Raw genomic sequence first — 23,912 nt, 5'->3', positions numbered from 1 at the left:
GGGTTACAATCCTTTTTTGGAGATGATCCGGTTGAGATGGATCATCAGATAGAGTTCCTCCTCCTCGGAGAGCGTGGCGTCCCACGTTTCACGACAATAGGAACCGATATGCTTCACGCACTCTGCCAACTGCGGAAACTCCTCACGAAAGTTCTTGTACATCTGCATGTTGGCGCTGTTCAGCGACTCGCCGGCTTGAATGCGCTTGAACAGGTACCGCAGATGCGTGGCATAGCGAGTGAAATCGTAGGAATCGCGGTCAACGATGATGCGAAAATCACTCTCGACGATCTCAGTGACATCTTCTAGCATATCGTCAAACTGCTTGGTGGGTTTGCTCGCGGTCTCGATGGCCTGAACAACCCGCGCATTGACGAGATTCATGGCAATGCTGGCAATCTCATCCTTGGGAAGCCGCTCTCCGAGCTCCTTCTCGAGTCGCATGACGATAAACTGGGCAGCCTTGTATTCCTTCGGATACGTCTCCCGCACTTCATAGGCAAGAGGCATCGCGATGCGGACCCCCTTTTGGGCTCGCGCAACGGCAAACGACAGGTGATCAGCCATGAACAGCGTCGCATTGGTCGAGAGGTCGTAGGGCAGTTCGTTGGCAACGATGTCCATAACTTTCGCCGCAAACATCACGATATCCGAGGGAAGATCCCTCATGACATCTTGTCCTTTAGGATCAATGTCGTAAAACGTATGCTCGATTTTAGAAAGAGGGAGCTCTCGAGGAAAATCTCCGCCGAAACCGACGCCCCTGCCCATGGCGATGACATCTCGCCCCTGTCCGTCACGGCAAAGAACCGCGTTGTTGTTAAGCTTTTTAATTGCAAGCATGGTGAACCTCCTTTCAAGAACACTCACAGAAAAAGGCATGATAGCCAATAGCAGTGCTATTGCGGTCATGCCTTACGTAACAATCCGTGTTGTATTGCTCTTGGGCATGCCTCCACACAGGAGTAACAATCCAAGATGCAGAATGCATTATAGCGCTCTCCCCGCCCCGGGGACCATCGGGCTGGCGAACGGTAGATGTCGGCCCGCCAGCGGCCACATCGAGCAGATGGGCGTGCTTCGATCCCGAGCCTAGCCTAGGATGCGGGCCATGCGCGCCTTGAACTCGGACAGAAAGCGCGGGGCGTCCACGGTGAGTGCCACAAGCGCGCTCTTGTCGGGATCGGACAGACAGTGCTCGTCGCAGATGGTGCGGCCGCGATACTCGCCCAGCAAGTCAACGCGCAGGTTACAGCCGAGCGCGCCCACGAGCGTGGGATCAATCGCCACGGCAACCGCCAGCGGATCGTGCAGCGCGCAGCCGCCCAGGTAGGGCGCGTTCATTTCGTACGAACCGATATAGTGCTCGACCATGCTCGCAAACGCGCAGCCAGCCATAGTGCCCGAGCCCGTCCAGCCGGCAACGTCGCGGCGCGTGAGCACCACGCGATGCGTCACATCCAGCCCCACCATAGTGAGCTTGCGGCCCGAACGCAGCACGGCATCGGCCGCCTCGGGGTCGCTCGCCATGTTGGCCTCGGCACCGGCGCTCACGTTTCCGGGCACGGTAAGCGCACCGCCCATCACGACCACGCGACCGATAGACATCATCTCCGCCGCATCGCGCTCTAGGGCAAGCGCCAGATTGGTGAGCGGGCCGGTCGCAACGTAGACCAGATCGGGACCATAGGTACGCGCGGCATCAATCAGGTAATCGACCGCCGCATTGCCGTCGGCCGACGTCGCGCCCACCGGCTCGTACGGCGAGGCGGGCACGCTTGCGCCGCCGATGCCGTTCTTGCCGTGGATAAGCGTGGTGGACGCCGGCGGCGTGTAGGGTTCGGTCGCCTTCATGGGACGATCGGCGCCCAGGTACACCGGCACCTCGGGACGACCCAACAGGTCGAGCACCGCCAAGCAGTTGTGCGCCGACTGCTCGACGCGCACGTTGCCAAAGCACGTGGTGATGCCGACGAGCTCCACCTCGGGGCTCGCGATGGCGTAGGCAAGCGCCATCGCATCATCCACACCCATATCCAGATCAAGGATCAGCTTCTTGGTTGCCATTGTTCTACTCCGCTTCTCCGTCTACATCCAAACCGTCTAAACCAAACTTGTGCTCGACTTCCGCACGCGTGGGAATTGATTGCTGAGCGCCCAGGCGCGACACCGTCACCGCCGAGGCGCGAGCACCCGCCGCCATGCACTCAAAGAGCGGCAGGCCCTCCAGACGAGCCGCCGCCAACGCGCCGATAAACGTATCGCCCGCGGCCGTCGTATCGACCACCGCGCTCGAAAGCGCCGGCATGCGCAGCGGCTCACCGCCATCGCCGAGCGTAACCGAGCCGGCGCCGCCCAACGTGATGACCGCAGCCCCGGCGCCCTTGTCGAGCAGCGCATTGAGCGCGGCGACGCAACTCGCATCATCCGTGGGCAGAATGCCCGTCAGTACCTGGCACTCGGTCTCGTTGGGGCAGACCAGGTCGACCGCTGGCCACGCTCCTGCCGGCAGGTCGCAGGCGGGCGCCGGGTTAAAGATCGTATAGAACCCCAGCTCGTGAGCGCAAGCAAGCGCCCCGGCCGTCGCCGCAAGGTCACATTCGCCCTGGGCGATAAAGACGCCGCCAGCAGCCGGGGCAATCTCGCTGGCATCGCCGTCGAGCTCGTCGGCCACCAAGCGCCTCAGTGCGCGGGCAACGTCCTCGCCCGCAAGCGCATGGTTGGCGCCCGGCGACAGCACGATGCGGTTGTCGCTCTCACAGCGAATGATAGTCGCAGTACCGGTCTCCACGTCGTCGAGACGTGTCACGGACTCAACGCCCACGCCGGCATCTTGGAGCCCTGCCACAAGCGCATCGCCAAAGGTATCGCGCCCAACAGCGCCGATCATGCACGTGCGCGCACCCATGCGCGCAGCGGCAACGGCCTGATTGGCTCCCTTACCGCCGGCGTTGGTGATAAAACCGCTGCCATCGACCGTCTCGCCCGCGCGCGGCATGCGCTCGCACGCCACCGAAAGGTCCATGTTCATGCTGCCGAACACCGCAACGATGCTGTGATCCGCCATGGAAACCTCCTCGTCTTCGGGCTTTGCGCCCACCATCGACCAACGATTGTGCACTCTCGCACCCCCTATAACTTTAGTCCACTTTGATGTGGACGCGCGCTTGAGCTTGCGCCAGCAGCAAGCATTCACAGGGGCAGGCAGCTACAATGAATACGTGCTGATTATTCTCGTCATTGGATGATGTTTTATGGAACAATTCTCGCAATCGGGCTCGCGCGGTCGACGCCGCACGGGCAACGAGCCGGCGCCGCACGAACGCGTGAAGGGCGAGCGCCGTGCCAACGAGCCGCGACGCACCGCGAGCCCCCATCGCGCTTCTGCCAACAACGCTGGCCGCGCCAACACTCCCGCCGCGGAGCAGACGCCTGCTCGCCCCAAGTCCCGCTACATCCCTGCGCTCGACGGCCTGCGCACGCTTGCCGTCGTCGCGGTGGTGCTCTATCACCTCAACCTCACGTGGGCTCAGGGCGGCCTGCTTGGCGTCACGATCTTCTTTGTGCTTTCGGGCTATCTGATCACACGCCTGCTACTCAACGAAGTCGCTAAGACCGGCCGCATCGACCTCAAGAGCTTCTGGATCCGCCGCATCCGTCGCCTGGTCCCCGCCGTGGTGACCGTTGTGGTTGTAACCTGTGCGCTGTGCACCGTCTTCAACCACGTGATGCTCACCAAGATGCGTCCCGACATTCTGCCGTCGCTGCTGTTCTTTAACAACTGGTGGCAGATTATGCAGGACGTTTCGTACTTCAACGCCCTGGGCGACCCCTCGCCGCTTACGCACTTTTGGTCGCTCGCCATCGAGGAACAATTCTACCTGGTTTGGCCACCGCTGCTGTTTGCCATGGTGTCCATGCATGTGAGCAAACCCAACACGCGCCGTATGGTCCTGGGACTCGCAGCGGTATCCGCCCTTGCCATGATGGTGCTCTACAACCCTGCCGCCGACCCCAGCCGCGTGTACTACGGCACCGACACCCGCGTCTTCTCGCTGCTGCTGGGCGCCTGGATGGCCTTTATCCCCGATCGCGACCTGGCGCCGGTGCGTCTCGCTCATCGTTTGGGGCTCAATCGCCTGGCTGGCGCCGCCAAGCACGGCAAGAACGCCGAGGGCAAGCCTGGCGAGAAGGCCGACAACGCAGCCGAGACCGTCCCGGCACAGCCGAGCGCCCTCGTGCGCTTTTGGTCCTCGCCCGCATCCATCGATGTGTTGGGCGTCGTGGGTCTGGTTGGCCTTGCCGCCATGGTCGCGCTCACCAACGGCTACACCGCGTTCCAGTATCGCGGCGGCACGCTGCTATGCTCCATCCTCACGCTCATGGTCATCGCGGCCTGCGTGCAGCCCCAGGGAATGGTTGCCCGCGCACTGTCCGCCGAGCCGCTCGTGTGGGTTGGCAAGCGCTCGTACAGCATCTACCTGTGGCACTATCCGCTACTGTTGCTCATGAACCCGGTCGCCAACATCAACGATACGCCGTGGTGGCAGTACATTTTGCAGGTGTTGTTGGTGGTCGCCGTAGCCGATTGTTCATATCGCTTTATCGAGACGCCGTTTAGAAAGGGCGCCTTTGGGCGCACCGTATCCGAGTTCCGCGACGGCACCACCGCGCCCGCCAACTGGGTGCGCGCGCACGTCCCTGTCTGCGCAGCCTGCGCTGTCGTGTTGGTCGTTGCACTGGGCGGCCTGATCTTTGTGCCGGAGACCTCCGCACTGAGCGGTGAGGGCGCCGAAGTCCTCAACAAGGAAGCCAAAAACACCGCGCCCACAGACCAACAGGCGGCCGACGACACCGACAAGGACAACGACGGCTTCCCCGATGGCTCCTACGACCTGTTGATGATCGGTGACTCCGTGTCGCTGCGCGCCGTTGATTCCTTTGACGGCGTGTTCCCGCACAGCCATATCGATGCCGAAAAGGGCCGCCAGTTTGATGCGGGCCGCGCGACATTTGAGGGCTATCTCCAACAGAACCTTGCCGGCAAGATCGTGGTCTTTGCACTGGGCACCAACGGCTTGGTAACCGACGACCAGATCGACGCCATCATGACCGATGCAGGAGATAAGCGTATTGTGGTGTTTGTGAACACGCGCAGCCCGCAGCCGTGGGTTGGCTCTACCAACCAGGCCATCGCCAACGCTGCTACGCGCTACAAGAACGTGCGCGTTATCGACTGGTACGGATACAGTGCCAATCGCAACGACCTGTTCGATGGCGATGGCACGCACCTGTCGACCACTGGCGTGACTGAGTACCTCAACTTGATCCACGATGCAGTCAAGAAGGACCTGCCCGTGCATCCCGAGGATCACGTCAACGATCTGCAGCCGGCGGCCGTCAAGTCTGCCACCGACGCGCTCGTCAATGCGCTCGCTCTCAAGCCGCACAAGCTGGGCACCGACAAGTAACCTGCAGCGCAAACTTCCCACATCCGGAGGGGTGCGCCACGGCAGGCACCCCCTCCGACAGTTAGGGACGTTCCTTATGTGCCGGCACCCAGGGACACTCCTGACACAGCCGAGGAACGCCCTCCTTGCGACCAAATTCTGGGCGCCTCGCCACCCCGAACGTTGTTTCCAAGCCCACACCCGCAGCAAACAACCCAAAATCACTCTTTTCGAGCCGGCTCCAAGGGGTCGTGGACAAAAAGGGGCAAATATGAGTACTGTTACCATTTTAGTAGCAGGCAAAACCACCCAAAATGACGTCCGAGCGACCCCTACAACCCCCTAAAGCAGCCAACCTGACTGGTTTAAGACATATTGGAGCCAATTTTAATGAACATACTATCGGCTATGTCCATTATCTTCTTGGATGTAAATGCTATTCACTTAGCAACAGTACTCATATTTGGCATTTTTTGTCCACTGCCATATAACTAATGCCCTATAGCGGGCAAAAAACAGGCCGCAGTCCATCGCTGCGGCCTGTTCGGAAGCAAAAGTGGGCGTTAAGCGCTGTAGCCCATCGCCTGCAGGACAAACATGACGACCGTGAGCACCGTAATCACGCCGATAGTCGCCCACGTGAGCACGTTCCATACGCGGCCGTTGCGGTTGGCGCCCATAATGTGACGGTCGGCGGCGATAACCACCTGGAACACCAGAACCACGGGCAGTAGCACGCCATTGATGACCTGCGAGGTCATCATAATCTGGAACAGATCGACGCCGGGCATAAGCACCAGCACGGCAGAGATACCGATGATGGCCGTAATGATGCCGCGATAGACCGGGGCCTCGTCCCAGCTGCGGTCGGCACCGCGCTCCCAGCCAAATGCCTCGCAGATAGCGCTCGACGTAACGCCCGGCAGCACGCAGGCAGCCAAGAAACTCGCCGCGACCAGGCCCGAGGCAAACAGTACCGTAGACCACTGACCCGCAATAGGCTCCAGCGCGCGGGCAGCATCGGCAGCATCGCTAATCTGAATACCCGCCGGGAACAACACCGTGCCGGTCGTGATGATAATAAAGCCGGCAATAACATCGGCGGCAAGCGAGCCGCTCACGGTATCAATACGCTGCAGCACGATGTCGTCCTCGCCCGCGTTCTTATCGACCACGTTGTTCTGCGCCAAGAAAATCATCCACGGCGCGATGGTGGTACCGATCGTTGCGACCACGAGCGACACGTAGCTGGGGTCATTTTGAATGTTAGGCACGACCAGGTCGACCGCGACCTCACCCCAGTTGGGGCCAGCCATAAACGCGGCGACGATGTAGGTCACGAACACGCAGCTTACCAGCAGCAAAATCTTCTCGATGCGCTGGAAACTCCCCGACATGGTAAGCATCCACACCAGCAGCGCCACCAACGGCACCGAGATGCTCGCCGGCACGCCAAAGAGGGCAAGGCCGCTCGCAATACCCGCAAACTCCGAAATGGTCACAGCCGTGTTGGCGATCAACAGCGCCGCCATAGCAAGTACACTCTTGCGCACGCCAAAGCGCTCGCGAATGAGCGATGCCAGGCCCTTGCCCGTCACGCAGCCGCAACGCGCCGCGGTCTCCTGCGTCACGATGAGCAGCACAGTCATGACGGGAAGCATCCAGAGCATCTTGTAGCCATAGCTGGCACCCGCACTGGAATACGTTGCAATGCCGCCGGCGTCATTGCCCGAAAGCGCCGCCAGCAGACCGGGACCCATAGCGCCAAAGATGGCCGCGATGGTCAGCTTTTGCTTGGTGCCCGACTTTTGCTTGGTATTTTGCACGCGACCACCTAGCCCATGACTGACATGGCGAGCAGCACCGCGGCGATGCAATACGCCACACACGAGATCATGACGGCAATAACGTTCATGGCGGTGCCCGACGTGTTGAGGTCATGCTCGTCACGCCAGAACAGCACCATCAGGTAAATCACAGCACTCATGTTGCCAACCAGGCAAATGATGGCGGCAATGTTAAAGCAGCCGGTAAAGAGCTGCTCCTCAAACATAGAGGCATCGGGGAATGCAGCGGTGCGCACCAGCTGGGCGCACAGGTAGGTCACGAGTGACAGAATCAGGCCCATGCCCGTGCTCTGGAAGAAGAATCCCAGATACGGCTTGGGCTCGTCGTCGTGACCGTCATACTCCAGGAAGTAGTTCTTGACGAACGACACCATGCGCGAGGCCGCCAGCAGCACGAGCGGCATGGCGCACATGGGGAACACCACCAGATGCGCGGAGCCGAGCGCCGTTCCCAGCACGGTCGCCATGATGCACGACGCGATGCCCCATACAACAACCCAGTACTGGCGATGCACGAACCAGCTGAGCACGTTCGTCGAGTCGTCCGACGCGCTATCGCCCGAGCCGACACCGGCGATCTGCAGGTCCTCCTGATGCTCCTCGGCGATAACGTCCATGGCGTCGTCGAAGGTCACGATACCAAGGATATGACGGTTCTCGTCGCAGACAGGGATGGCAACCAGGTCGTACTTGGTCATCTCGTCCGTCACGTCTTCCTGGTCCTCGTCGGGCGACACATAGACCAGGTCGCGATAGGCGAGCTGACCCAGCGTGGCGTCGCGGTCGGCTACGATCAGCGTGCGCAGCGAAAGCACGCCGGTCAGCATGCCACTCGGATCCTCGGTATAGACGTAATAGACGCTCTCGAAGTCCTCGTCGAGCTCGCGAATCGCCTCGATGGCGTCACCGACCGTTGCCGTAGCGGGCAGGGAGACAAACTCCGAGGTCATGATGCGGCCGGCGGTGTTGTCCTCATACCCCAGCAGGTTACGAATCGCCTTCTCCTCCTTGACGCCCATCAGGCGCAGGAGTTTCTCGGCCTTCTCGTAATCAAGCTCGTCGATCAGGTCGGCAGCGTCGTCCGGGTCCATCATGGCCAGCATCGACGATGCGTCGGTGTCGGACAGGCCCTCGAGCATCTCGGTCATAAGCTCGTCGTCATCGAACTCCGAGATGGCCTCGGCGGCCTGGGCAGTATCGAGCTGCGCAAACACCTGCGCACGCAGGCGCGGGTCGAGCTGCTCGATGATGTCAGCGATGTCGGCAGGGTGCAGCTCGCCGAGCGTCTTGTGCGACACCGAGAGTTGAATGTTCTTGGTCGAGCGGTCGAGCAGGTCCATGTAGGACCAGGCGATAATGTCCTCGCTGAGCGGCTTGCCCAGGTGCTTCATAAAGCCCTCGACGACGTGCTCGAGCGCGGGGCTGATTGCACGCAGCAGACCGCGGGCGCCGACCTCGGCACCCAGCAGGCGCAGCTGATTTTCGCCCGACATGGAAAACTTGATGTCGTTGACGCGCACGACCTTCATGCCCTGCGTGTCGACGATCTGCTTATTGAGAACGTCGCGCGCCAGCAGGAGCTCGGTCGGCTGCAGGTACGAGAAGCGAATATTGGTGGCAGACGTATTGAGATACACGCCCGTCTCGTCGATGCGGTCGACCCATTTGCGCCAGCTGATCATGAACGGCGTCTTGCCGGGACCGCGGAACGCGAGCGACGTCACGTGCGGAAAAACTTCGCCGGTTGCAATGCCAAAATCGTTGACCACGCCGAGCTTTTCGCCGTCGACGTCCAAGACTGGCAATTTGAGCATCTCACTCAGATAATTCAATGGTGCTCCCCATCATTATTCCTCCGGACGCGGCCGCGCGTGCGGCGTCCGGGGGCTTCTGGATATGTATACGCATGCGCGGGCGGCACGCCGCTCGACGCTTACACCCCGTGCATGCGCAAAAAGCACCTGCATGGGGTCATCGACTGTATGGTCGAGGTTTGGATTTCACCTGTAACCTTTCTCTTGACCCTCATTAACCGCAGTAACTATAGCATCAGCATCGCCCTGCGGCATCGAATTTATGCGCTGCACATTGCAGGCATACCAAACGCTGACGTATCCGTGACATAGCCATTGGGGACGTTCTTAAACGACTACCCAATGACTACTCTGTGGTGTCATCGTCCTCGGCAAGTTGGGGGAACACGGCGTCCTTGGGCATGGTGACCTTCGTCAGCGAGGTGAGCTTTTTGCTCAGCGACGTGTCCGTCTTGACCAGGTCGCTGAGCGTCACGATCTTGTAGCCGTCGGCGACAAGGCCGTCGATGATCTGCGGCAGCGCCTCGAGCGTCTGCTCGGCGCATTCGTCCCTATCGGTGAGCAGCACGATATTGCCCGGCGTCACCGAATCGAGCACCGTTGAGACCTGCTCGTCGGCACCGTTGAGCAGCCAGTCGCCCGAGTCAATATTCCACGAGACCACGGCGGAGACCAGGTCCATCGCATCAATCCAGTTTTGCTCGTCAAAGGCAGCGTAGGGAGCACGCAGCAGCATCGTCTTCACGCCGGTCGCCGACTTAATCGCATCGGTGCCTTTCGTGATCTGTTCGCGTACCGTCTCACGGTCCTGACCCTTGAGCGAATCGTCGCTGTAGCTGTTGGATCCGATCTCGCACCCGGCATCGACAATCGCCTTGGCCGTGGCAGGCGAGGCCTCGGCCGCATCGCCCGAAAGGAAGAACGTCGCGGTAACGCCCTTTTCCTTGAGCACCTGCAAGATCTGTTTGGTGGCGCCGCTCGGACCCTCGTCAAACGTCAGCGCCACGTACTTTTTGTTGCCCTTGGGCGCCACGCTGGCGCACGCAACGACGCAATCGGTGGCGGGCACAACCTCGCCGCGGTCCTGCGTCTTTTCCGACTGCTCACCAACCCACACCTCGGAGCGGCCCTGGACACCCCATGTCTGCACATACTCGATAGCGCCCGTGCCCTCGACCTTGAGCTTGGGCTCGATAACCGTAGCCTGAACCTCGTGCTTCTCGTAGGTGTTACGGCCATCCTTGACCGTCACCTTCTCGCCGCCCTCAAGTTCGCGGCTATCCCATTTGCCCTGTTTTATGCGCTTGCCGTCCACCTTAACCGACAGCTTTTCGCCGCCATGGCGCTTGAGCACGCTGTCATCGACGGCCAGCAGGTCGCCTGCGTCGTAGGTATCGGTCAACTCCTGGTCGTCGATGAGATTCTGCAGCGTAGAGCCCACGCGCACCGCGGTCTTTTGCCCGTTGAGTTCCACGTCCACGCTGCGGTTGACGTAGCCCACGACGGCAGCGATAAACAGCACGAGCGCACAGCCCACGGCAATGAGCGCATAGGGCAGACGGGACGGTCGGCGCGGCGAGCGCCCGTTGCCGATGCGCGCGCTGCGGTCGCTAAACCCGCGGCTATGGTTGAGGTACATCGCGCCGGGCTTACGGCGGCGACGGCGCTGACCGCTGGGCAGCTGCCCCAGGTCGCGGCGCGCCGTCGGACGCGCACCCGAACGCCCGTTTAAGTTGGATCCGTTTTGGCGCATGTGCCCTCCCCCATAAACACAGCAAGCCGGAGCAACAGGTCTCCGGCTTGCCTCCCATCATTTGGTACGTCGCTATTTTGTAGCTTTTGACGAGCCTCCGCTCGCCTTTTGGTATTCGTCCTTAAAGGCCTTGAACATGCCGCGCGTCTTGCCGAGCTGCTTGCCCAGTGCGCGACTGCCTTTGTCCACGGCGACCGATCCCTTGTCGTCGAGCACCTTGGCGCCCTTTTTGACCTTGTCGCCCACCACGACGCTGGCCTCGGCGGCCTTGGCAGCCGCACCGCCCGAATACCCGAGCGACTTGACCTCGTCCGAGACGACCATCGCGCCGTTCTCGTAGCCGCGCAGCATCGTCGGCGGCACCTGCGTGTCACCAACCAAAACACTCGAAGCAGCACCGGCGGTCACATAGAATGCCTGCACGATGCCCGAGCGCGGCTTGAACTCAACGTCCGAGCAATAGCCCACGACGTCGCCCGATTCCGTGCGCACGTCCATACCGACCCAGATGATGCAATCGTCCAGGTTGATGTCGAGGCGCTTGGCGGCGGCGGCATCGTACGTGTCCTTGACGTCATCGACCGCAATGGCGCCCTCGTAGACACCAATGGCGTCGAGCGCTACGAATCGGTCGGGACGCTCGATCATGCCCGCGATATCGGACTGGCGGACCATAAAGCCGACCACGCGCGTACCGCCCGGGGTAAAGACCGGAAAGTGAATCTTTCCGAGCTTTTTGGGGCTGCGCGGCGTGCCGTCCTTTTTGGTGCGCTTGTCCTCGGTAGGCTTGCGATAGATCTTGGCGCCGACAAAATCCCCAGCGCGCATTATGCCTCGGTCGAGGGTTCCGCAGCCCCGGCATCAGCCTCGACGGCGTTCTCGACCACGACGTCGGCGGCAGGCGTCACGTTGCCACCCGAAATGGCGTCGTTGAGCTGCTCGCGCAGCTGGTCCATGCGCTCGCGGGCCAGGTCGACCTTGGCGCGCAGGTCGTCGGTCTTGGCGTCGACCATCGGGCCAAAGTCATTCACCGCAGCACGGGCCTCCTCGGCGCCGTGCTCGTAGGTGTCGCGCATATTGTCCCAGGCGTCGTTGGCGATATCGGCAGCCATGGCGCGGGTTTCGGCGCCCGAGCGCGGGGCCAGAGCAACGCCGATAATAGCGCCAGCAGCAGCACCAAAAAGTGCGCCGGAGACAAAGCTGAAAGTCTTACCCATGATCATTCCTCTCCTGCGGGCACGTCGGTGCCCACCGTTTGAATGCTGTCCATTATACCCGCAGCGCATCACTTGCCGCTCCGCTCATCTGCATACGGCAAAGGCGCAGGTACGTGATGGTGATAAACGCGTAGGCCTACTCCTGAGGCATAGCCGGCATGGCCACCGTGGCACCCGGGTCCTCGCCGGCGCCGTCCACGAGCGGCAGGCCGCCCTCATGCGCAGGTCCCGCCGGAACCGTCGCCGCACCGCCAAAGACGGCAGCGGAGGCCTCGTGGTTCTCGGCAACCGCGCCCTCGGTATCAATCGCCACCTGGGGCTCGTCGTCAAAGTTGGGGACGCCCTGGGGCTCGGTGGAAACGGGCTCGGCGGTCGCATCGGCAACGGGCTCGGCGTCAACCGGCACATCGCCCTCGTCAGCGCCCTCGTCCTCGGCAGTATCTTCGCCGTTCGCAGCGGCGACGGCCTCGTGAGGATCCTTGCCCTCGGCCTCGGCGCGCATGCCCAGCACCAGGTTGCGTAGGCCCGCGACCGTGCCTTCCACGTCGGGGGCAGGCTGGTCGGCGTGCAGGTACGCCCAGTCCATCATAAAGGTGGCCGACGACAGCGCACCGATGGCCAGTGCGTCATCGGGGCACGAAAGCTCGACCTCAAAGACACGCTCGTCATGCTCGCTTACGCGCGTGCGGCCGCACGAGATGCTACCGGCAAGACCGGTCTCGTTCATGAGCTCAACCGTCACATGCTCCAGCAGGTGGCATAGCTCGGTCTGACCCATGCAGTCCTGGAACTCGCGGCCGGAATCGCCCAGGCACAGGTGCTTGGCAATCGCCGGCACCAGGTAGTACACGCGCGCCGTGGCCTCGATATCCTCCGAGGTCATGAGCGGCATGCCGGGGTTCACCAGCACGTGCGCGCAGATCTTGTCCTCGCTGACGGTGACCTTAAGGATGTTGAACAGGCCTGCCATAACTCTCCCCTACTCTTCCTTGTCCTACTCGTCGCCGTCGTGCGGATTCGCGGAACCCGCACCCGACGTCGTCGGCTCGTCTACCGAAGACTCGGAATCCTTCTTATCGGTTTCGGCCGGAGCGATCACGCGAATGAGCGAGATGCGCTGGCCACGCATCGACTGCACTTTAAACTTGTACCCCGCGACCTCAAACACCTCTCCGATGTCGGGCACCGAGTCGCAAAGCTCCAAAATCCAGCCGGCGATGGTCTCATAATCATCGCTTTCCTCGAGCGGCCAACCAAGCTCAATCGCGTCATCGCACGAAAAACGCCCATCGACGAGCCACTCGCGGCGCGAAAGGCGCGTGAGGTACTTGTTGTCGGGGTCGAACTCGTCCTCGATCTCGCCCACGATCTCCTCGACGATGTCCTCGATGGTGATGATGCCGGCCGTGCCGCCGTACTCATCCACGACGACCACGATCTGGTCGTGCGAGGTCTGCATCTCGGACAGCAGCGGCAGGATGTCCTTGGTGTCGGGCACAAAGGTGGCGTCGCGCAAAAAGCCGGCGATGGGCTGGTCGCCCTTGCCGTCGAGCGCGGGCTGGATCAGGTCCTTGATGTGCGCAATGCCCGCGACGTTGTCGGGATCCTCGTGATAGACGGGGATGCGGCTAAAGCCGGTCTGGCGCATGGTAGACAGCACGTCGGCGACCGTCTCGTCGTCCTCGCACATGGTGGTGTCCACGCGCGGCACCATGACCTCGCGGGCAACGGTGTCGCCCAGGTCGAAGATCTCGTGGATCATACGCTTTTCCTCGTCGAGCAGGTCGTCCTGCTCCGAGACCATGTACTTGATCTCTTCTTCCGAGACGTTCTGCCGGTCGTCGGCGCTCTTGATGCGCAGAATGCGGGCCAGGCCATCGGAGCAAGCGCCAGTCAGCCACACGAGCGGACGGGCGATCTTTTGGAAAAACGACAACGGTCCCACGACCTGCTTGGACACGCCCTCGGCATTGGCCAGGCCGATGCGCTTGGGGACGAGCTCGCCGATCACGATGGACACGAAGGCGACCGCGACGGTGATGATGACCGGCGCCAGGCCGCGCGCGATGGCGGAGAGCGGCGCGATGCCAAAGCTCATGAGCCACGTGGCGAGCGGGTCGGACAGGCTCGTCGAGGCAACGGCGGACGAGGCGAAGCCCACGAGCGTGATGGCGACCTGGATGGTGGCGAGCAGCTGGTCGGAGTCGGCAGCCAGCTTAATGGCACGCTCGGCGCGCTTGTCGCCTTCCTCGGCCTCATGCTCCAGCACGGCGCGCTTGGCCGTGGTGAGCGCCATCTCGGACATAGAGAAGTAGCCGTTGATGAGGGTCAAAACGAGGGTGGTGATAAGGGAGATGGTTATGTCCATCGGGAGTTTCTCGAACCTCCAAGATTCGGGACGTTGGGTAGTAAGCGTAGGTGACGGATAGGGCAATTGCGCCGGTCGCCCGTGGAAGCGAGGGCATGGGCGCGGTCGCTAGATTACGAAGAGGATCACCGCCATGAACTGGAAGATGCTGCCGGCGAGCACCCACAAGTGGAAAATACTGTGCAGATAGCGCACGTTTTTGGCGATATAGAACGGCACGCCCGCGGTGTAGCACACGCCGCCGACGGCGAGCAGGGCAAGTGCCACGGGGTTGAGCAGTGCCACAAGTTCGGGCAGCTTAAAGACAACGAGCCAGCCCATCAGCAAGTAGACCAGGCCACTTACCCAGTGCGGTTGACGTTCGCGCATAAAGCACTCGAGGGCGATGCCGATAATGGCGATGGCCCATACGGCAAAGAACAGCGCAGGGCCGCCGTCGTTTGCGAGCGTGATGAGGCAAAACGGCGTATAGCTGCCGGCAATAAGCAAGTAGATGCAGCTGTGGTCGATGATGCGAAACACGCGCTTGGCGCGCGCGGGCTGAATCGCGTGGTAGAGCGTGGAGGCTAGGTATTCGAGGATAATGCTGACGCCATAGACAATTGCCGCAGCCATGTGGGCCGGGCCTCCGCCGCGCAGGGCAGCGAATACAATCAGGAGCACCAGGCCCGCGATACCCAGCAGACAGCCGACACCATGGGTGACGGAGTTCATGATCTCCTCACCCACCGTGTAGTGTGGAACGGCCGCGGTCTTGGGTCGCGGCTTAGAACTGTCGCTCGAATCGGACATGCCGGTTACATCCTCCAACGTAAAGAGTTCTCAACACTATATCAAAGCGTCTGGGTGCGTGCGAAATTTGCACCATACGTGACCCTTTGTTTACCCATTCTTTGCCTGTTGACGCATCAACGGTGAACGTCCATAATGCGCTTGCATTAAATGTTGATGTATTAACATCTTTAAGGAGAACCGTAAATGCCTCAAAGCGCACGCCCCCATCGAAAGTTCAAGATAGCCGGCATTGTTACGTTGGTAGTCGTTGTCGCGCTGCTGGGGTTTGCCGGCAACTTTCTGTTTGACTTCGCGCTGAATCCCCGCGCGCCATACACCATGAAGATGATGCAGGACGGCAAGGACGCCGAAAAGGGCGAGCAGATTGACGCCGAGGAGGGCGAGGCACGGGCGTGGTTTAAGGAAAACCGCGAGAGCAGCAGCCTCACCGCAGATGACGGGACCGAGCTTGCCGCCTGGTATTATGCTGCGTCGGAGAGCACGCACGACTACGCCGTCTGCCTGCATGGATATACCAACGAGCCCATCGGTATGGCCCGATACGTCAAGCGATTCCACGACCGCGGCATGAACGTACTCGCACCCGCCGCCCGCGCCCACGAGCGTTCCGGCGGTGACTACATCGGCATGGGCTGGCCCGAGCGACTCGATGTCGTCGCGTGGATCGGGCGGATTGTTGCGGCCGATCCCAAGGCGCGCATCCTGGTCTTTGGCGAGTCGATGGGCGCGGCGACTGCCATGAACGTAGCGGGGGAATCTCTGCCCGCAAATGTGAAATGCATTATCGAGGACTGCGGCTATACAAGCGTTTGGGACGAGTTTTCCCTGCAGCTCAAGGATGTATTTGGCCTGCCCAGTTTTCCCTTGCTCGATGTAGCAAACTTGGTGTGCAACGTGCGCGCGGGCTACGACTTTCATAAGGCGAGCAGTGTGGAGCAACTCAAACACGCGACGGTTCCCATGTTGTTCATCCACGGCGACCAGGACACCTTTGTGCCGTACGACATGCTCGACCAAAACTACGACGTGTGCGCCAGCAAGGTCAAGCAAAAGCTCACCATCCATGGCGCCACCCACGCCAAGAGCGCGCAAGTTGACCCCGAGCTCTACTGGAATACGGTCGACGAGTTCCTCGACAAGAATTTTTAAGCAAATAGTACGGTTTACTGGTCTATCTGGCCCCTAGCACTTCCAAAAAGCCGCCCGTGGGCGCTGTGCTCACGGGCGGTTTTTACTAACGTTGCGCTACAAAAGCGCTTGATATGTCCAATAGCTAGGCGCTATTTGACCTCGATGAGCTCGTACTCGCTCGTGCCCAGGCCAATCTTCTCGGCATGCGCGATGCACGCGCGCCAGTCGGTGTCGGGATGCGTGATGCAGAAGGGATCCTTGGCCTGCTCGCCCTCCAGATGCTCGTGATTATGCTCCATCTTGGCCGCGCTGTCGGTAAGCTCGGTGTTAGGCAGCGGCTCGGACGCCAGGACGGCGTCGGCGCAGGCCTGGTCGATGGCGACCGGGTCGAAGCTCGCGAACATGCCGATGTCGTTGACGATGGGCGTGTCATTCTCGGGATGGCAGTCGCAGTTGGGGCTGATGTCCATGGCGAGCGAGATGTGGAAGCTCGGGCGGCCGTCGACGATGGCCTTGGTGTACTCAGCGATCTTGTAGTTGAGTACGTCGGCCGCGGCATCATAGTCGGGCTTGATGCAGTCCTGGTTGCACGCCGCAATGCAGCGTCCGCAGCCCACGCAGCGATCGTGGTCGATGGCAGCCACATGAACCGTGCGAGTGCTGCCGTTGGCAAGCTCGCGCTCACGCGTACCGTCAAACGTGATGGCGCTGTGCGCGCATATCTTCTCGCAGGCACGGCAGCCAACGCAGTTGGTGGTATCGACGCTCGGCTTGCCAGCGGCGTGCTGCTCCATCTTGCCGGCACGGCTACCGCCGCCCATACCCAGGTTCTTCATGGCGCCGCCAAAGCCGGCCTGCTCATGGCCCTTAAAGTGGGTGAGGCTAATCACGATGTCGGCATCCATGAGTGCCTGGCCGATCTTTGCCTCGCGCACGTACTCGCCGCCCTCGACCGGGACGAGCGCCTCGTCGGTGCCCTTGAGGCCGTCGGCGATGATGATCTGGCAGCCCGTGGCGTACGGGGTAAAGCCGTTCTGGTAGGCGGTGTCGATGTGCTCGAGCGCATTTTTGCGGCTACCCACATAGAGCGTGTTGCAGTCGGTAAGGAAGGGCTTGCCGCCCAGCTCCTTCACGACGTCCGCGACGGCTCGGGCGTAGTTGGGGCGCAAAAAGCTCAGGTTGCCCAGCTCACCAAAGTGAATCTTGATGGCGACAAACTTGTTCTCAAAGTCGATCCGCTCGATACCAGCGCGGCGGATGAGGCGCTTGAGCTTGTCGAGCTGGCTCTCGCGAGCATGCGTGCGCAGGTTGGTGAAGTACACCTTTGCCGGTGCTGCGGGTGCGGTTGCGGTCATAGATCTATCCCCTCGGTCTATATGGCGTTACAGACATAGAGGATGGTACCCGTTGAAGTGGGGTTGAAGTCAAGCACAACGCCGAGTCGCTAGGCACTCATTGGGGACAGACTTAAATGAGTGCTTGCCGCCCGGCCAGCGAATCGGCAAAGACTGTCCCCGATGACTACTCCTGCACCTTGAGGGCTTCGGCCAGGCTGACGCGCTTGATGGAGCGCGTGTGTAGCAGCGCCACGACCAGGTAGGTCGCAAAGCCGATGCCGATGCATGCAGCCATGGACCAAGCGGGCACGTAGATCTCGATATTGCCGTTGTAGGCGAGCAGCATCGAGCGGAAAATCGCGGTCAGCGAGCCAATGATCACGGGCAGGCTCAGCACGAGTGACACCGCCACGCACAGCGTGATCGAGCGGATGTACAGATGCGAGATCTCGCTATCGCGATAGCCAAAGACTTTCATGTAGCTGATCGAACGGGCGCTGTGGTCGATCACCGCCTTGGTCAGCAGGTACATAAACAGCAGGAAGATAAACACCGCGAGCCCGACCATCATGCCGATCATTTTGCTCATCATGCCGATAAACTGGTCGCCCACGGCGCGCATGTCGTCGGGCGTGGTGTCGCCGGCAAAGTAGCGCGCGTCGAGGTCGAGCTTCTCGTTGCTCACATAGCCGTTGAAGTAGGCGGCATCGTTGTCGAACAGCTCGTTAAAGTCATCGATGCTCATATAGATATTCATGTCCGACTTTGAGCCCCAGGAGCAGCCCTTGCCCGCGTACTCAAGGGAATAATCCCGAGCCTCGTACTTGTCGCGAAGCTCGACCTTCTGGCCCTCGCTCCAGCCAAACTTGTCGAGCAGGCCGCCGCCAAAGACGACGTGCCCGTCGCCGATGTTGAGGCCCTTCCAGTAGCGCGAATCAGGCGAGATGCCGTAGACGGAAATCGTCTCCTCGCCATTACCATCGCCGCGGTCGTATTGCAGCTGGTAGACGGCATATTTCTCGGCCTGCGCGATTGCGCCCGCGCCGTTGTCGGTCGAATTGACCGGGTGGATGTCGTCGTTGTCAGTGTCGATCTTAGAGGCCTTGTCGATCAGGTCGATAGCCTCGTCGCGGTCGCAGCCGAGGGCATCGGCAAGGTCATCGAGGCGCGTATAAAGCGTATCTTTCTTGTCCTGGACCTTGGCGAGCGCATCCTGCGCTGCGGCCAGACTCTCGGCAGACGGAGATGCGGTCGCGGCATCGGCTGCCGTCTGCGCCGCATCGGCCGCGTCATCGAGCTCGTCGCTGGCATCCTGAGCGGCGGAGAGCAGCGCACCATCCACCGACTGCAAGCGCTCGAGCGCCGCCCACTGCCCGCGCTCCTCGGCAGTACCCTCAAGCTCTAGCGGAGCCTTGAGCGTGTACTGGTGCTCGGCGACCAGGCTTGTCTCGAGGTTGTCGGCGTAATGCGTCATCGTGGGCAGAATCGCCAGGCCAAAGAGCAGCAGCAGCGAGGCAAACGCAATGCCCACGAAGAGCGTGGCGAAGTTGCCCAGGTTGCGCAGGAAGATGCGCAGGCGAAAGCGCGAGACAAAGCCCATGCGCTCCGGCAGCTGCAGGCCGCGCTTGGTGCCCGATTTGCCGCTCGCCTCGTGACGAAGGAACTGCAACGGCGTCTTGCCCATCTTGCGAAGCAGGCCCACCAGCGTAATGAGGATGAGCGCGGCAGCGGGAACCACGGCGCACTTCACAAAAATCTCCCAGCTCCAGTACACCTGGAAGGGAGGCAGGCTGTACGAACCGTAATAGAGGCCGCGCATGGGCTCGGTAAAGAACGCGACGCCGAGCGCGGTGCCCAAAAGCGCCGCGACCACGCCCACGATGGCGGGAAGTGCCAGGTAGTGCAGCACGATCTCGCGGCGGCGATAGCCGCTGGCGAGCAGTGTGCCAATGATGGCGCTCTCCTCCTCGATGGTGGCGTCGGTGAGCACCACAAAGACAAACGCCATGATCACGATGATAATGTTGAGCAGCGTCATCCACATCATGGAGTCGCCGTCCACGTCGTCGCGCGCATAGCCAATGCCCTGATTGGAATCGGCATCGATCAGATCGTCCACGCGCGCATCGGCATCGGTCAGCGCCTCGACCATATCCTGCTCCGCATCGATGCGATCCGCGGTGGGGAGGTCGCGATCGGTAAAGGTAAAGGAGTAGGTGTAGGCAGGCGCGCCGCCGGCGTCCTCAAGCGCGGCAAAGCCGGCGTCGGTGACCTCGGCCACGCCGTACGTGATGGTGTTCACCGTAAAGTCCGAATTGTCGAGGAACAGCGCCTGGCTATCGGGCTGGGTCATGATGCCGCAGATGGTGTAGGTGCGGCCCTCAAGCTCGACCTTATCACCCACGGCGAGGTCGTTGTTGGTGGCGAAGACACGGTCGATTGCCACCTCATCGTCCGTCTTGGGCTGCCTGCCTTCGCAGTAGGACGCAATGTCAACCTTGGTGCGATGCGCGTAGGTGCGCAGGGTGCGCTTGGTGCCGTCGTCGCCAGCCGCCTTTTTGATGATGGCGTCGATGGAGAAATTCTTGTAGAACGTAACGCCGCCGACGTCCTCAGCCGCGTCTTCGGCAGCCTTGAGCTGATCTTTGGTGGCCTCGAAGGAGGTAGTCACGCGGCCGTCCTCAATCGTGTAGTCGTCGCGCATGTCGTCAATGAGGCAGCCGATGGAATGCGCCGCGAGCAAAAAGCCCGACGTGAGGGCGATGCTTCCGCACATAAGCAAAAAGATGCCCAGGTACTTGCCGATATTGCGGCGCAGCTCGCGCGGGAGACGTTTTGCGAGAGGTGTCATGGCGCCGCCTACCAATCGAGCTCGGCGGCCGCGACGGGCGACTCGTTGAGCTCGTCCTCGACGATGCGCCCGTCGCGCAGGCGCAGCACGCGATTTGCCATGCGCGCGATGGCGGCATTGTGGGTGACAATGATGATGGTGCAGCCGTAAGTGCGGTTGACGTCCTCCATGAGCTGCAAGATTTCCTTGGATGTCTTGTAGTCGAGCGCGCCCGTGGGCTCGTCGCACAGCAGCAGGCCCGGGTTTTTGACGAGCGCACGACCGATGGCGCAGCGCTGCTGCTGGCCGCCCGAGACCTGGCGCGGAAACTTGTTGCGGTGCTCGTAGAGGCCCAGCGAACGCAGCAGATCGTCGACATTGAGCGGGTTTTTGGACAGGTGCGCCGTGACCTCGATGTTTTCCTTGATGGTAAGGTCGGGCACCAGGTTGTAGAACTGGAAGACAAAGCCCAGCTCGCGGCGTCGGTACTCGCCCAGATCGGCGGGCTTGAGCGCCGTGAGATCGCAGCCGTCCACCATGATGGAGCCGCCGTCGGCATCCTCCAGGCCGCCGATCAGGTTGAGAAAGGTCGACTTGCCCGAGCCCGAGGGCCCCAGCATGACGCAGATCTCGCCGCGGTTGATGGACGTGTCGATGCCGTCGAGTACCGTCAGGCGCGCATCGCCGTCGCCGTAGTGTTTCTTGAGTCCGTTGACCTGGACGTAGGCACGCTTTGTCGCCATGCTATCCCCCGTTGTTAGCCTTCTGCTACTTTTCTAGGCTAATAGTAAACCCGGGCGAACTATTTTTAAGCGACGTGCGCGAACTATTTTCCAACCTACTCATTGGGGACAGACTTAAATGAGTGAAATCGCTCATTTAAGTCTGTCCCCAATGAGTGGTCCCCAAGTGCCGACATATTGGGACAGTCCCTGCCAGCCCTGCCGGCGGATCGGCAAAGATTGTCCCCAATGGCTAGGTGGCTAGACGCTGGATTTGTTGTGGGCGAGGGCTAGGCCTACGGCGGCGATGGCGGCGGCGAAGAGCACCGTGACGCCCAGGTCGCAGGCGATGTCGTCCAGCGCGGCAGACGTCAGGTCAGAGGTAAGCGCCTTGCCGATCGCGTCGTTCACCCAATACGTCGGCACAAAGTGCGCCACCGTCTGCACGGCCGAACCCATCAGCGACAGCGGCATCCAGGCGCCACCCAAAAACGTCATGAGCATGCCGAGTAAGTTGCCCACACCGTTGAGCAGCTCCTCGCGCGCACCCAGGCTCGACAGCATAAAGCCAACAGCCAGCGGCGTGCACGCCAGGGCAAACGTTGCCGCCAGCGCTAGGCACACGCGACCCACGCCGACCTCGGCAACCGCGCTGGCAAAGCCCACGACGCCCATCATGCTCGACACGAGCCAGATGCAGACGGCGAGCACGGCGGCGGCCGCGAACACAGCGAGCGAACGCTGGCGCTCAGAGACCGGGCTGGCATCCATGCGGCGCACGCGCTCGGGCTCGTTCATGCCCGAAAACACCAGTCCCACCGACACGATGACCGACGAGATGATCGCGTACGCGCCAAAGTTGAAGTACGACTCGAGCGTGGTAGCAGCAGTCGAGTCGACCTTGACCTGCTCGATCTGGACCTCCGCGCGCTTTGCGGCCGCGTGCTCGGCGGCCCTTGCGACGTCACCGTTGGAGGCAGCGGGTTCAAGCGCCGCCGCAGCGCCCGCGAGCGAGATCCAGCGCGAGGCCTCGGCGGACGAAAGCGCCGCCGCCATGGTGCCGGAACCATAGGTCACGTCGAGCTTGGGCAGGGCCTCCCCCGCACGGGCGGCTGCAACAAGATCGTCCTCAAACCCCTCCGGGATAAAGAACACGCAATCGGCACTGCCCTTGGCGCTGTTGCTCTTGGAGAGCGCGTCGGCAAGGTCGTATGTGTCGTCGCCGACGCCCGTGACCAGGTCAAAGCGTGAGCCCAGGTGCTTGGTAAGCGCCCGCGAAAGGTCGCTATTGTCGCGGTCGACCACGATCACGTTGGTGTCGTAGGGCTTGTACTCGGTAAGCTGCGACGAGTTCCAGCTCACCGAAGCCGCGATGAATACGCCCATGAGCGAGATGAACACCGTATAGATGAGCAGGTAGAACGGGTGCGCCAGCGCCATGCGAAGCGCGGTCTTAAAGGTGCTCATAGCGGCTCCTTCCAAAGATCAGCGTAGCGGCGGCGACAAACACCAGGGCCATCAGGACGAGCGCGCCGGCGCGAACAGCGAAGGGCCCCAGGTCCTCAAAGAAATACAGGCGATTGAACATGTCGCAGATGAGCTTGACGGGGTTGAGCCAGCACTCGACCGGACAAGCGCGGGCGACGTCGTCGGCAAGCGCCATCGCCGGCTCGCCGTAGAGGCCGGCAAACAGGGCGCACGTGGTGGCAAAGCCCGTGAGGATGCCCGACTTGGATGCCTTGCCGCCCTTAACGGGAAGCGTGCCCACAAAAAGCCCCAGGCCCGTGGCGGCAAGCGCGGATGCAGCCCCGCCCAGCAGGCACAACCCCTCGCGCCCGCCAAAGTCGACGCCCACGACCAGGCGCACGTAGCCGATCGCAACCGCCATCGATGCAAAGGAAACCAGCCACGAGCCGACAAAAATGCCGGCCAGCGACGCCGTCTTGGAAAGACCGCCCACGCAGCGGCGCGCGCCAAGGCCCGACAGATTAGGCTGCAAATCGACGACGCTCAAGGCGGCAAACTCGGCAGACATCATCGCGACCAGGCCAAAAAGCGCGTAATAGTAGATGACCGTGCCATCGGGCGTGGCACGAGTCAGGCTCATGCGGCGGGTTCCGCCCTCGAGCGACAGGGCGTGCGCAACCGCCGCCGGATCGGCGAGCGCCGCCGGGTTGTCCTGGGCAATCTGGCGCATGAGCTCGACATTTTGCGTATACGAGCTTGCCACCGTTTCAAGGATGCTGCGGTCGGTGAGCACCGACGAGGCGCGCGAGCTGTCGTAACTCGACAGCAGCGTGAGCCTGGGCGTGCCCGCGGCATCAACCGTATAGATGCCCGCGACCTCGCCGGACTTGAGCGCACGGTTCGCGGCGTCCACATCCTCGCACTCGTGGATCTCGAGCAGCTGATCGTTGTCTTCCTTGGCAAGCGACGTCGCCACGCCCTTAAAGGTCGAAGCGTCCCAAGCCTCGTCCGCCACGACGGCAACCGGCACCGGGTCGATCTTGCCGTCGGAGCTGAGGTTAGCAAACATAAACATGAACATCGTGGAAAGTGCGACGGGAAAGAGAGCACCCCAGACCCACGTGCTCGGCCGGCGCAGCAGCGTCTTGACCGTAGTGATGATGGTGTTGAACATGGCTGCC

The 23,912-nt window shown here is 61.5% G+C and carries 18 protein-coding genes; 2 read left to right on the top strand and 16 right to left on the bottom strand.

What is annotated here, in order from left to right:
• Positions 1 to 3: 3 nt before the first annotated feature.
• The 3 genes from ACRX4W_RS07485 to ACRX4W_RS07475 form a co-directional block, all read right to left on the bottom strand.
• On the bottom strand, positions 4 to 843 hold the full coding sequence (locus ACRX4W_RS07485) for a PRD domain-containing protein (protein WP_231500758.1): 840 nt from the start codon (positions 841 to 843) through the stop codon (positions 4 to 6).
• 249 nt (positions 844 to 1,092) lie between these two features.
• A complete protein-coding gene (locus ACRX4W_RS07480; RefSeq protein ID WP_117839921.1) occupies positions 1,093 to 2,067 on the bottom strand; it encodes a nucleoside hydrolase in 975 nt (324 codons plus the stop codon).
• A gap of 4 nt (positions 2,068 to 2,071) precedes the next feature.
• Positions 2,072 to 3,067, bottom strand: a complete 996-nt coding sequence (locus tag ACRX4W_RS07475) for a ribokinase (protein WP_070097149.1) — start codon at positions 3,065 to 3,067, stop codon at positions 2,072 to 2,074.
• 187 nt (positions 3,068 to 3,254) lie between these two features.
• On the opposite strand from ACRX4W_RS07475, the gene ACRX4W_RS07470 reads away from it, so the two are divergent.
• On the top strand, positions 3,255 to 5,471 hold the full coding sequence (locus tag ACRX4W_RS07470; RefSeq protein WP_432299868.1) for an acyltransferase family protein: 2,217 nt from the start codon (positions 3,255 to 3,257) through the stop codon (positions 5,469 to 5,471).
• Between the two features lie 542 nt (positions 5,472 to 6,013).
• Here the strand turns inward: ACRX4W_RS07470 and ACRX4W_RS07465 are convergent.
• The 8 genes from ACRX4W_RS07465 to trhA all read right to left on the bottom strand — a co-directional run bounded on the left by ACRX4W_RS07465 (position 6,014) and on the right by trhA (position 15,241).
• The gene (locus ACRX4W_RS07465) at positions 6,014 to 7,210 is read right to left on the bottom strand and encodes an Nramp family divalent metal transporter (RefSeq protein ID WP_006235731.1); all 1,197 of its coding nucleotides are present in this window, start codon (positions 7,208 to 7,210) and stop codon (positions 6,014 to 6,016) included.
• A gap of 74 nt (positions 7,211 to 7,284) precedes the next feature.
• Positions 7,285 to 9,129: a magnesium transporter gene (locus ACRX4W_RS07460; RefSeq protein WP_099432471.1), complete on the bottom strand. Its 1,845-nt coding sequence runs from the start codon at positions 9,127 to 9,129 to the stop codon at positions 7,285 to 7,287.
• Positions 9,130 to 9,457: 328 nt separating this feature from the next.
• A complete protein-coding gene (locus ACRX4W_RS07455) occupies positions 9,458 to 10,864 on the bottom strand; it encodes a polysaccharide deacetylase family protein (RefSeq protein ID WP_231500759.1) in 1,407 nt (468 codons plus the stop codon).
• 72 nt (positions 10,865 to 10,936) lie between these two features.
• Positions 10,937 to 11,692: a PRC-barrel domain-containing protein gene (locus ACRX4W_RS07450; RefSeq protein WP_055252569.1), complete on the bottom strand. Its 756-nt coding sequence runs from the start codon at positions 11,690 to 11,692 to the stop codon at positions 10,937 to 10,939.
• Positions 11,692 to 12,081 carry a YtxH domain-containing protein gene (locus tag ACRX4W_RS07445; RefSeq protein ID WP_117583713.1) on the bottom strand — a complete coding sequence of 130 codons (390 nt, stop codon included), beginning with the start codon at positions 12,079 to 12,081 and terminating at the stop codon, positions 11,692 to 11,694. The genes ACRX4W_RS07450 and ACRX4W_RS07445 overlap by 1 nt, the downstream gene beginning before the upstream one ends.
• 136 nt (positions 12,082 to 12,217) lie before the next feature.
• Positions 12,218 to 13,051 (bottom strand): cyanophycin synthetase family protein, encoded by an 834-nt coding sequence (locus tag ACRX4W_RS07440; RefSeq protein WP_231500760.1) that lies wholly within the window; start codon positions 13,049 to 13,051, stop codon positions 12,218 to 12,220.
• Positions 13,052 to 13,075: 24 nt separating this feature from the next.
• A complete protein-coding gene (locus ACRX4W_RS07435) occupies positions 13,076 to 14,449 on the bottom strand; it encodes a hemolysin family protein (protein ID WP_055285343.1) in 1,374 nt (457 codons plus the stop codon).
• A 108-nt stretch (positions 14,450 to 14,557) separates the two neighbouring features.
• Positions 14,558 to 15,241 (bottom strand): PAQR family membrane homeostasis protein TrhA, encoded by a 684-nt coding sequence (gene trhA / locus ACRX4W_RS07430; protein ID WP_192934533.1) that lies wholly within the window; start codon positions 15,239 to 15,241, stop codon positions 14,558 to 14,560.
• A 186-nt stretch (positions 15,242 to 15,427) separates the two neighbouring features.
• Between trhA and ACRX4W_RS07425 the strand changes: the two genes are divergently transcribed.
• Positions 15,428 to 16,393 carry an alpha/beta hydrolase gene (locus ACRX4W_RS07425; protein WP_117839920.1) on the top strand — a complete coding sequence of 322 codons (966 nt, stop codon included), beginning with the start codon at positions 15,428 to 15,430 and terminating at the stop codon, positions 16,391 to 16,393.
• Between the two features lie 131 nt (positions 16,394 to 16,524).
• Here the strand turns inward: ACRX4W_RS07425 and ACRX4W_RS07420 are convergent, their stop codons facing one another.
• From ACRX4W_RS07420 to ACRX4W_RS07400, 5 genes are all read right to left on the bottom strand, one after another.
• Positions 16,525 to 17,730 carry a DUF362 domain-containing protein gene (locus tag ACRX4W_RS07420; protein ID WP_117839919.1) on the bottom strand — a complete coding sequence of 402 codons (1,206 nt, stop codon included), beginning with the start codon at positions 17,728 to 17,730 and terminating at the stop codon, positions 16,525 to 16,527.
• A gap of 166 nt (positions 17,731 to 17,896) precedes the next feature.
• Positions 17,897 to 20,563, bottom strand: a complete 2,667-nt coding sequence (locus ACRX4W_RS07415; protein ID WP_117839918.1) for an ABC transporter permease — start codon at positions 20,561 to 20,563, stop codon at positions 17,897 to 17,899.
• Between the two features lie 8 nt (positions 20,564 to 20,571).
• Positions 20,572 to 21,285, bottom strand: a complete 714-nt coding sequence (locus ACRX4W_RS07410) for an ABC transporter ATP-binding protein (RefSeq protein ID WP_117773681.1) — start codon at positions 21,283 to 21,285, stop codon at positions 20,572 to 20,574.
• Between the two features lie 240 nt (positions 21,286 to 21,525).
• On the bottom strand, positions 21,526 to 22,731 hold the full coding sequence (locus ACRX4W_RS07405; RefSeq protein ID WP_117637170.1) for an ABC transporter permease: 1,206 nt from the start codon (positions 22,729 to 22,731) through the stop codon (positions 21,526 to 21,528).
• Complete coding sequence (locus ACRX4W_RS07400; RefSeq protein WP_117766270.1) at positions 22,718 to 23,905, bottom strand: ABC transporter permease; 1,188 nt, start codon at positions 23,903 to 23,905, stop codon at positions 22,718 to 22,720. Before ACRX4W_RS07400 ends, ACRX4W_RS07405 begins: the two co-directional genes overlap by 14 nt.
• Positions 23,906 to 23,912 lie beyond the last annotated feature (7 nt).

This window comes from Collinsella aerofaciens, assembly GCF_964283865.1.
GTDB lineage: Bacteria > Actinomycetota > Coriobacteriia > Coriobacteriales > Coriobacteriaceae > Collinsella.
This window is presented reverse-complemented; position numbering and strand designations above follow the sequence as displayed.